The sequence below is a fragment of the Bacillota bacterium genome (genome assembly GCA_040755295.1).
GTDB lineage: Bacteria > Bacillota > Desulfotomaculia > Desulfotomaculales > Ammonificaceae > SURF-55.
Genome location: JBFMBK010000004.1, coordinates 203,200 through 213,789 on the forward strand (window position 1 = coordinate 203,200; position 10,590 = coordinate 213,789).

Genomic DNA, 10,590 nt, shown 5'->3' on the forward strand with positions numbered 1-10,590 from the left:
ACAAAACCCGAGGCGTTTTATACAAATTGGTTAATCTTTTGGGCGATATTCAGGCAATGTCCAGCGGTGACCCCAAAAAGATAACCAAGAGAGCCGGGCGGAGAGCGACCGGAAAAGCGTTCCGGAAGTTATTTAAGTGAGGTTTGCTTCCCAGTAGATTATTGGTTTGATTGATATCGGGTGTTCCGAAATGGGGGAGGAATATTTTGGCATATTATGCTCATTCCGACAACGAAAAGGATAGGAAGCAGTGGCACATGTTGCAAACCCATCTGCATGACACTGGCGAGACGGCCGCATTTTTTGCACGGGTTTTCGGTGCAAAAAAACTTGCTTATGTAGCAGGGCTTCTACATGATGTCGGCAAGTATGCTCCTGAGTTTCAAGATCGTCTTGACGGCCGGAATATTAAGGTTGACCACTCCACTCCGGGCGCGGTGGAAGCAGAAAAAAAGTATGGCCCGGTAGGCAGAGTATTGGCGTATACAATAGCCGGCCATCACTGCGGTCTCCCTGACTGGGGCAGCGGAGTTGACGAAGCCTCATTAGAAGCCAGATTAAAGAAGCAGTTAAATGATTATAGCGCTTTTATCCGGGAAATAGACCTGCCATCAGTCAAGGATATCGCTTTTCCCGCGATAAATCCCCTCACGGGCGAGGGGTTCAGTGCTCAGTTTCTCATCAGATTTCTGTATTCGTGCCTGGTTGATGCGGACTTTCTTGACACTGAGAAAGCGTTGAGTTCAGAAAAGGCGGCTGCTCGCTGCAGGCAGTTTCCGCTGGACAAATTTGCTGAGACTCTGGATCAATTTCTTGATCAATTGTGTGCTAAAGTTCCAGATACCGCCGTCAACAGGAAACGAGCAAAAGTCCTTGCCAATTGTCGGGAGAAGGCTCGGTATGCGCCTGGTCTCTTTACTCTTACTGTCCCGACGGGTGGCGGCAAAACACTGTCTTCCCTGAGCTTTGCACTAAGGCATGCCTTGCATTACGGACAAGACCGTGTGATATATGTAATACCTTACACCAGCATCATTGAGCAGAATGCGGCGGTATTCAAAAAGCTGCTCGGTGAGGAAAACGTTCTCGAGCACCACAGCAATTTTTCATATCCACAGGAAAGCCAAGCGGAAACGGAGTTTGAGAATGTGACCGAGATCGGGCAGAAATTAAAATTGGCTGCGGAGAACTGGGACATGCCTATCATTGCCACGACCAATGTACAGTTTTTTGAATCCTTGTTTGCAGCCAAAAGTTCGAAGTGCCGTAAACTTCACAACGTTGCCAATAGTGTAATCATCATCGACGAAGCACAGATGATACCCACGGGTTTCTTGAAGCCTTGCCTGAATGCGGTGGTGGAACTGGTTGCCAATTACAAGACCACAGTGGTGTTGTGTACAGCGACACAGCCGGCTATCAAAAGATTTCTTCCGAAAGAAATCAACCCTATTGAAATAACTGATGATCCGAGAAGGCTATACGTATCCTTTAAAAGGGTACGAGTGTGCAACGTTGGAGCAGTGTCCGATGAGGAACTGGCGGGGAAGTTAGCCGGGCACGACCAGGTGTTATGCATTGTAAATTCCAAGAAACATGCCCGCTTACTGTATGAAAGAATTGGCGCTGGGGGGTTTCATTTAAGCACCAGGATGTGCCCGGTACACAGGACGGAGGTATTGAAAACAATAAAGGAAAGATTGAAGAAAGGGCAGATATGCCGGGTGGTTTCCACGCAATTAATTGAAGCCGGCGTGGATGTGGACTTTCCACAGGTGTACCGAAGTATGGCGGGTATCGATTCAATTGCCCAGGCGGCAGGGCGATGCAACAGGGAAGGCTTGCGTCGGGAAGGACATGTATATGTGTTTTGGCCGGATAAACATGGGATGCCCAAGGGGTGGTTGAGCCGTACTGCTTCCCTGGGCGGCATGATCTTTGCGCACAGTAATGATCCCTTGGGGATTGACGGAGTGCAAGAATACTTTGGTTCTTTGTATGATGTTGACGCCGCTGAATTGGATAAGGAGGGCATCCTGGTGGACATCAAGGAGCAGGAGAGACAGTTGAGGTTTCCTTTTCGCGCCATTGCAGATAAATTCAAGATGATAGACGACAATACCAGTACGGTTGTGATTCCTTGGAATGATGAATGTAAGAAGGCGCTGGCGGAAGCGGAGCACAGCCGATTTCCCGGGGTATACGCCAGGAGTCTGCAGCGATACGGGGTGGGGGTATATGAAAAGGAATTCAACGAACTATGTGGATGCGGAGCCTTGGAAGTAGTTGCCGGAAGGTTTTATGTATTGAAAAAGGAGGTGTTTGACAGTCATTACAGCCGGGAGACAGGACTTAAGCCTTTTACGGAAAGCATGTTTCTAAACGATACCTTAATCATTTGAGAGGGGGGGGAATGAGTATGGGCTATGGTATCCGGCTGTTGGTCTGGGGAGAATACGCCTGTTTTACCAGGCCGGAAATGAAAGTGGAAAGGGTCAGTTATGATGTGATGACTCCTTCCGCCGCCAGAGGCATACTGGAGGCGATTCACTGGAAGCCAGCCATAAAGTGGGTGGTGGACAAAATCCTTGTGCTAAACGAAATCAGATTTGACAATGTGCGCCGCAATGAGGTGGAAAGTAAAATCCCGGCCGGCAATGTTAGGAAAGCAATGAAGGGTGGGCCTGTCGTGCTATGCCAGTATGCTTCTGACGACCGGCAGCAAAGGGCCACCCTTCTTTTGCGCGATGTGGCGTACGTAATAGAAACACATTTTGAAATGACCGGAGAAGCAGGACCTGAAGACACACCGGATAAACACTATGCGGTTGCTTCACGCAGGGCCAGGCAGGGACAGTGTTTCCAGCAGCCTTATCTGGGGTGTAGAGAATTTCCGGCCAGGTTTCGGCTCATTGAGGAAGACGAACCGATGCCTCATTCTTTGCATAAGGGCGAAAAAGACCTGGGATGGATGTTGTTGGATATCGACCATGCGGATGAAATGAAACCCTTGTTCTTCAGGGCTACTATGAAAGACGGTTTGATTGAAATACCCCGGATGGAGGAAGGGGTGACCGTTAGGTGATCATCAATGCGCTGTACAAACACTATGAGACGCTGTTGAACGATGATGATTCCGGGGTCAGCAGGCCAGGGTTCAGCAAGGCAAAAGTTGGACACTGCCTGGTACTTTCCAAGGAAGGCCGGTTGTTGGACATCGTTGACCTACGGGTGGAGCGGGGTAACAAGCAAGTATCCAGAGAAATTGATGTACCTGAGCAGGGGAAAAAATCATCAAATATATTAGCAAACTTTATGTGCGGCAATTGTACTTATGTGTTGGGATTGGGTCAGGCGAACAAGGAAAGAAAGAAGGAAAGAAACCAAAAATGTTTTAAGGCATTTACCCAGCTACATAAGGAAATCTTGGAAGGTTCGGATGATGAAGGAGCGGTGGCGCTTCTGGAATTTCTGCGCCAGTGGGACATTGATTCCGCAGCTACGTATCCCGTGATTATCAGACACCTTGAAGGTTTGGCCGAAGGCAGCAACCTCGTTTTTAAACTTGAAGGGTCTGAGGGTTACATCCATGAGCGGAAGGCAGTGATGGATGCGTGGGACAAGCACAGGTCGGCCCAGGTGTCCAAGATAAAGATGCAATGTCTGGTCACCGGGCAAACAACGGAAATAGCTCGTCTGCATCCGAGTATCAAAGGCGTGACAGGAGCGCAGTCCATGGGAGCATCGTTGGTTTCTTTCAACCTTGATGCATTTACGTCATACGGGAAGGAGCAGAGCTTTAACGCGCCGGTGGGAAAGGAAGTGGCCTTCGGCTATACTACCGCACTGAACTACCTGCTAAGCAGTGGAAAACACCGTATTCGAATCGGTGACACGACTACGGTTTTTTGGGCGGAGTGTTCCACCAACGGCTTGGAAGAAGACCTGTTGGGGGCATTGTTTTTTCCGGTGATGGAAGACAGCGGTGAAGGTAAAAAGAAAGAAGGTGATTCTTTTCGTTGGACTAGGGATCCGCAGACGGCAAAACTCCTGCATGATATACTCCGCAGGGTCAAGTCCGGTAAGCCTGTCAGCCAGGGCCTAACAGGAGTTGATGAGGATACAAACTTTTTTATTCTGGGCTTGGCTCCCAATTCCAGCCGCCTGGCTGTTAGATTCTGGCAGGTGGATCGCTACGGAAAATTCATTGAAAAGATCGGCCAACACTATCGTGATCTTGCAATAGTAAAGAGGTTTGAAGGGGAACCGGACTATGTTTCGGTAGGGATGTTACTAAGGGAAACAGCTCCCCTCGGAGATACAAAAAGAATTTCACCATTGCTTGGCGGCGTACTAATGCGCTCTATTCTAACGGGTGCACCTTATCCAATGGCACTGTATAACTCAATCATTTCCCGGATAAGGGCGGATCAGGAGGTTAACTACGTACGAGCAGCCGTAATCAAAGCATGTTTAGTTAGAAAATGGCGTTTCTATCAAATAGGAACTGAGGAGGGTTTAACGATGGCCTTGAGTGAGCAAAACCGTAACACGGGGTACCTATTGGGGCGTTTGTTCGCCTTGCTGGAAAAAGCGCAAGAGGGTGCCAGTCCCGGAATAAATTCGACCATCAGGGACAAGTATTTCGGGGCAGCTTCCGCTTCGCCCGGGTCGGTCTTCCCCATCCTGTTAAGGCTTGCGCAGCACCACATTGCAAAAGCGGAATACGGATGGCATACAGATAAGCGAATAGAGGGAGTTATTTCCGACATCGATCGTTTTCCAGCTCATCTAAGCCTTGAGGAACAGGGACAGTTTGTCCTTGGTTATTATCAACAGCGCCAAGCGCTGTATGCAAAATCTGAAGAAAAGGAGAGTGCTGAATAATGTCCGATGCTATCAAAAATAGGTACGAGTTTGTGTTGTTGTTTGACGTAGAGAACGGAAATCCGAACGGTGACCCTGATGCCGGCAATATGCCGCGCATTGACGCCGAAACAGGTCTTGGATTGGTTACGGATGTTTGCTTGAAAAGGAAAATCAGAAATTATGTTGATATAGCAAAAAACGGATCAGAAGGTTACGACATCTACGTGCGTGAAGGGGCCGTATTAAACACCCAGCACAGAAAGGCGTATAGTTCTGTTGACCTCAAACCGGAACCCAAGAAACTGCCCAAAGACAGGGATAAATCAGAGGAGCTTACAGCTTTTATGTGTAGGCATTTTTACGATATTCGTACCTTCGGCGCAGTAATGACTACAGAGATTAACTGCGGGCAGGTGCGCGGTCCCGTACAACTTAGCTTTTCCCGTAGCATTGATCCTATAGTGCAGCAGGAGGTTACTATTACCAGAATGGCGGTAACGTCCGAAAAAGACGCCGAAAAGAAGGATAGAGAGATGGGACGCAAGTATATTGTGCCGTATGCCTTGTATAGAGCTGAAGGATTTGTTTCTGCCAAATTGGCGGAAAAGGTCGGATTCACTTCTGGAGATCTGGAGTTGCTTTGGGAAGCATTGATAAACATGTTTGACCATGACCGCTCTGCGGCCAGGGGTAAGATGACTTCAAGAAAGCTGATCATTTTTGAACATGAAACTGATCTGGGTCATGCACCTGCGCAAAAGCTATTTGATTTGGTTACGGTTTCTAGAAGGGATTCAACTCGTCCCCCCAGGGCCTATAGTGACTATGAAGTAGCTGTCAATGCGGGGGGAGTGCCTGTAGGAATAAAGTTGATAGAGAAATAATCGTGATAAAACATTATGCCGAAGATGACCTGCTACCCCTCTCCGGGATACAGCACCTTGCCTATTGCGAAAGGCAGTGGGCGCTGATTCACGTTGAAAACCAGTGGGTTGAAAACCTGCGGACTGCTGAAGGGAGAAATCTACATCAAAGGGCGGATAATCCGTTTTTTGCGGAAACACGCGGTGTGGTCAAGACAATACGGTCAGTCCCGCTTGTGTCTAAAACCCTTGGTCTGTACGGTGTAGCCGATGTAATTGAACTTCAGAAAGCGCCGGATGAGAGTACTGGTGTTAAATATAGCATTGTCGAATATAAACGGGGAAGGCCCAAACTCGATGACAAGGACGAGGTTCAATTGTGCGCCCAGGCCGTTTGCTTGGAAGAAATGCTTGAAATTACTCTTGATTACGGATATCTGTACTATGGCGAGACGAAACACAGGCAGAGGGTTGAATTTAATAACTCCTTAAGGACAAGGGTTAAGAAGCTGGCGGAGAGGATGCATGAATTATTTGCGAAAGGGGAAACCCCGCCGCCGGTGAAGGACAAGCGGTGTAAAAATTGTTCCCTGTCTGACATATGTGTTCCTAAGCTTGCAAAAGCCAATAAAAAGGTCGACAAATACTTGAGTAGCGTGATTGGTGAGATGAGGAACGAATAATCGGGGAGCACAGTATGAGAAGATTGCTCAATGTCCTTTACGTTACCAACCCGGAGTCCTATTTGGCAAAAGACGGGGAGAATCTTGTAGTAAGAGTTCAGGATAAAGAGGTTTTCAGGACTCCCATTCATTACCTGGAAGGCATAGTCACTTTTGGATACATGGGCGCAAGCCCGGCTTTGTTAGGTATGTGTATCGAAAAAGGAGTCGCGGTATCCTTTCTTACTCGGAGTGGTAGGCATCAGGCCACGTTGCATGGAATTCCAAAAGGGAACGTGCTTCTGCGGAGAAAACAGTACCGGTTGGCTGATTCCGAAGAAGATTCCGCAAAACTGGCTTCGATGTTTGTAATCGGGAAACTCGCCAACTGCAGGACGGTACTCCGGCGTTTTATGAGTGACTACGGCGCCAAAGTTCAGATCGAAGAAGTTGATCTGGTATGCAAACTGATGGCGCAAAATGTGATCCGGCTGAGCAATGAACCGTCACTTGATAAGGTGCGAGGAATCGAAGGGGAATCGGCACGAAAGTATTTTTCGGTCTTTGACAACTTAATAACATGCCAGAAACCCGAATTTTATATGCGGGGGAGAAACCGGCGACCACCCTTGGATAATGTGAACGCCTTATTGTCGTTTCTCTATAGCCTGCTGCTGCACGAAACCCGGGCAGCACTACAAACGGTGGGCTTAGACCCTTATGTTGGCTTTTTGCACCGTGACCGTCCGGGAAGAGCAGGGTTGGCCCTGGACCTGATGGAGGAATTCCGGCCGTATATGGCGGACAGGTTGGCCTTAAGTTTGATTAACCGGCGGCAAGTAACCGGCGACGGTTTCATACAAAAGGAATCGGGTGGGGTTATTATGAAAGACACTGTTCGCAAAGTGGTCATTGATGCTTGGCAAAAAAGGAAGCGGGAAGAAATAACCCATCCGTTTCTGGAAGAAAAGATACCTGTCGGCCTACTGCCATACGCCCAAGCATTATTACTGGCTCGTCATTTAAGGGGTGACATAGACGGATATCCTCCATTTGTCTGGAAATAGGGGTGACATGAAATGATGGTATTGATAACTTATGACGTAAACATTACTACTGAAGCCGGAAAGAAGAGGCTACGCCACGTTGCTAAGCAATGTGTTAATTACGGCCAGCGGGTTCAGAACTCCGTATTCGAGTGTTTGTTGGAACCTGCGCAGTTCGTTGCATTGAGAAATAAACTTGAAGCGATAATTGATAAGGAAAGTGACAGTCTGCGGTACTATTTTCTTGGCCGCAACTGGAGGCGAAGGATTGAACACGCCGGCTCGAATCGGGTTTTTGACCCGGAAGGAACGATGATAGTATAGTGCGAACCGCAAGCGAACATTAAAAGGCTAGGAGTGTCGCAAATCTCTATTCGTAAGTGGTTTGACCAATATTGGTCATGACACTGGAATATGAACTTGGATCTGGTATATGGTTCGCGGAAACGAGGTTTTACAACCTTGATAAACAAGGGTTTATGATGGGTGCAGTCGCCCCCCACGCGGGGGCGTGGATTGAAACAAACAGCCGGTGCTCGGGGCGCTGGCGGCGATGTGTCGCCCCCCACGCGGGGGCGTGGATTGAAACGAGCATGCGGCTGCCGTTGCTCCTGGCGCAGTTAAGTCGCCCCCCACGCGGGGGCGTGGATTGAAACCTTGATCGTGTCAACTATCAATTGACGTTGCATTTGTCGCCCCCCACGCGGGGGCGTGGATTGAAACTTCTACCGGCTGATGGTCAACTGTGACGACTTCGGGTCGCCCCCCACGCGGGGGCGTGGATTGAAACTAAGTCTCTTGGCTCTTGTTCAGGCTCTTGTTCAGTCGCCCCCCACGCGGGGGCGTGGATTGAAACATTTTGTCCGCCGCCTGGCGCTTCAATTTTCTGTGTCGCCCCCCACGCGGGGGCGTGGATTGAAACAGCCGAATCCGCGCCTGCCCGGCCTCCTGCAACTCGTCGCCCCCCACGCGGGGGCGTGGATTGAAACAATGATAAGCGGATAAGTCATTGCGCAAACCTCCTTGTCGCCCCCCACGCGGGGGCGTGGATTGAAACCAAAAACCTGGGATAATCCTTCACGGCCTCTTTTGTCGCCCCCCACGCGGGGGCGTGGATTGAAACTGGTATTACCCAAAACATATTTGAGTAAATTGGTGGGTCGCCCCCCACGCGGGGGCGTGGATTGAAACGAGGTCAGCGACACACAGGGATAAACCGCCCGAAGTCGCCCCCCACGCGGGGGCGTGGATTGAAACATAAAGGGCGAGTTTATGCGCTCACGGGTAAACAGTCGCCCCCCACGCGGGGGCGTGGATTGAAACGCTATGAACATGTCCGCCATATCGTCAGTGTCGAGTCGCCCCCCACGCGGGGGCGTGGATTGAAACTCCTCAACTCTCATCCTAAAGTACTAAAAAAATTAGTCGCCCCCCACGCGGGGGCGTGGATTGAAACTTTTGTGCACGCCTCAAAGTAAACGTCAACCGCTGTCGCCCCCCACGCGGGGGCGTGGATTGAAACAGTTACAGCACGTTGCCCAACACACCCTATATCCCGTCGCCCCCCACGCGGGGGCGTGGATTGAAACTTTTGACTTTGGTTGTTCGGCAGTAGCTTCGTCGGTCGCCCCCCACGCGGGGGCGTGGATTGAAACAGCAAGCCCTCCGCGATGTGCCGGGACTGGAGGTGTCGCCCCCCACGCGGGGGCGTGGATTGAAACTTTTCTGCTGGAAGGCGAACGCCAACGGCCTTTAAGTCGCCCCCCACGCGGGGGCGTGGATTGAAACTCCTCAACTCTCATCCTAAAGTACTAAAAAAATTGTCGCCCCCCACGCGGGGGCGTGGATTGAAACTTCTTTGATTCGTGCTGCCTTATCCCTCTCCTTGGTCGCCCCCCACGCGGGGGCGTGGATTGAAACCCTCATAGTTTATTACCTCAGCGTCAACCTTCTTTGTCGCCCCCCACGCGGGGGCGTGGATTGAAACTTAAAGCTAATGTCATTGTTGACCTTACCTCCTAGGTCGCCCCCCACGCGGGGGCGTGGATTGAAACCCGGTTGGAGTTATTGTCTTGATTACATCTACCTGTCGCCCCCCACGCGGGGGCGTGGATTGAAACTCCTAGAGACGTACAAGTGTTACACACGTGTCCAGGTCGCCCCCCACGCGGGGGCGTGGATTGAAACTGTTGATTGCTGTCCCATAATAAAGTTGGTAGAAGGTCGCCCCCCACGCGGGGGCGTGGATTGAAACTTTTCCACGAATTTAGCAAGTTGCTCTTGCCTTGTCGCCCCCCACGCGGGGGCGTGGATTGAAACATAAACTCATCCGGCCTACTCCAAAAGAACTCCGCGTCGCCCCCCACGCGGGGGCGTGGATTGAAACTTCAAGCAATTCCTTTGAGGGTTTACGCCCTTCGTTAACTGCGTCGCCCCCCACGCGGGGGCGTGGATTGAAACACTGCCCCGCCCCGCTTACGGTGCGCCCGGCTAATGTCGCCCCCCACGCGGGGGCGTGGATTGAAACTTGAAGGCAAGCTTCAGTCCGACAGCGGTTATGCGTCGCCCCCCACGCGGGGGCGTGGATTGAAACTTCGGAATATCCATATTCAGATTCAAAATCAAAATGTCGCCCCCCACGCGGGGGCGTGGATTGAAACACTCAACCCACAGTTATTTACGTTGGGTTGTTTAGTCGCCCCCCACGCGGGGGCGTGGATTGAAACTTTAACACTCTTGCGTAATAAGCTGGGATGCAAGAGTCGCCCCCCACGCGGGGGCGTGGATTGAAACTCGTCGCGGCGCTTCACTTCGCCACGGCCAAGGTGTCGCCCCCCACGCGGGGGCGTGGATTGAAACAATGAAGTCGCCAACATCACGGCCACCGGAAACTGTCGCCCCCCACGCGGGGGCGTGGATTGAAACCACTGGCCGTCTCCTTTCTCCAATTCCCCCACGGCGGTCGCCCCCCACGCGGGGGCGTGGATTGAAACATAAACTCATCCGGCCTACTCCAAAAGAACTCCGCGTCGCCCCCCACGCGGGGGCGTGGATTGAAACTTAACACCTCTGTTCTCAAGAACCTGTGAAAATGTCGCCCCCCACGCGGGGGCGTGGATTGAAACTCCTCAACTCTCATCCTAAAGTATT

The 10,590-nt window shown here is 50.9% G+C and carries 7 protein-coding genes and 1 CRISPR repeat array; all 7 genes read left to right on the forward strand.

The window, feature by feature from the left end:
• The first annotated feature begins 206 nt into the window (after window positions 1-206).
• The 7 genes from cas3 to cas2 are packed head-to-tail and all read left to right on the forward strand — an operon-like array spanning window position 207 to window position 7,764.
• Window positions 207-2,402, forward strand: a complete 2,196-nt coding sequence (gene cas3, locus AB1500_05180) for a CRISPR-associated helicase Cas3' (protein ID MEW6182558.1) — start codon at window positions 207-209, stop codon at window positions 2,400-2,402.
• A 17-nt stretch (window positions 2,403-2,419) separates the two neighbouring features.
• Window positions 2,420-3,085 (forward strand): type I-C CRISPR-associated protein Cas5c, encoded by a 666-nt coding sequence (gene cas5c / locus AB1500_05185; GenBank protein MEW6182559.1) that lies wholly within the window; start codon window positions 2,420-2,422, stop codon window positions 3,083-3,085.
• Window positions 3,082-4,887 carry a type I-C CRISPR-associated protein Cas8c/Csd1 gene (gene cas8c, locus AB1500_05190; protein ID MEW6182560.1) on the forward strand — a complete coding sequence of 602 codons (1,806 nt, stop codon included), beginning with the start codon at window positions 3,082-3,084 and terminating at the stop codon, window positions 4,885-4,887. The genes cas5c and cas8c overlap by 4 nt, the downstream gene beginning before the upstream one ends.
• Window positions 4,887-5,753: a type I-C CRISPR-associated protein Cas7/Csd2 gene (cas7c, locus tag AB1500_05195; GenBank protein MEW6182561.1), complete on the forward strand. Its 867-nt coding sequence runs from the start codon at window positions 4,887-4,889 to the stop codon at window positions 5,751-5,753. Before cas8c ends, cas7c begins: the two co-directional genes overlap by 1 nt.
• 2 nt (window positions 5,754-5,755) lie before the next feature.
• Window positions 5,756-6,415, forward strand: coding sequence for a CRISPR-associated protein Cas4 (gene cas4, locus AB1500_05200; protein ID MEW6182562.1), 660 nt, complete (start codon window positions 5,756-5,758; stop codon window positions 6,413-6,415).
• A gap of 14 nt (window positions 6,416-6,429) precedes the next feature.
• Entirely contained in the window at window positions 6,430-7,461 is a 1,032-nt protein-coding gene (cas1c, locus tag AB1500_05205) for a type I-C CRISPR-associated endonuclease Cas1c (protein ID MEW6182563.1), read from the forward strand.
• Window positions 7,462-7,473: 12 nt separating this feature from the next.
• The gene (cas2, locus tag AB1500_05210; GenBank protein ID MEW6182564.1) at window positions 7,474-7,764 is read left to right on the forward strand and encodes a CRISPR-associated endonuclease Cas2; all 291 of its coding nucleotides are present in this window, start codon (window positions 7,474-7,476) and stop codon (window positions 7,762-7,764) included.
• Window positions 7,765-7,931: 167 nt separating this feature from the next.
• A CRISPR array of direct repeats spans window positions 7,932-10,565; the repeat unit is 32 nt; unit sequence GTCGCCCCCCACGCGGGGGCGTGGATTGAAAC.
• Window positions 10,566-10,590: the final 25 nt, after the last annotated feature.

Excerpts from the sequence above, each read along its gene's own strand:
- cas7c (MEW6182561.1), top strand. The coding sequence starts at position 4,887 with ATGTCCGATGCTATCAAAAATAGGTACGAGTTTGTGTTGTTGTTTGAC.
- cas5c (MEW6182559.1), top strand. The coding sequence starts at position 2,420 with ATGGGCTATGGTATCCGGCTGTTGGTCTGGGGAGAATACGCCTGTTTT.
- cas2 (MEW6182564.1), top strand. The coding sequence starts at position 7,474 with ATGATGGTATTGATAACTTATGACGTAAACATTACTACTGAAGCCGGA.
- cas1c (MEW6182563.1), top strand. The coding sequence starts at position 6,430 with ATGAGAAGATTGCTCAATGTCCTTTACGTTACCAACCCGGAGTCCTAT.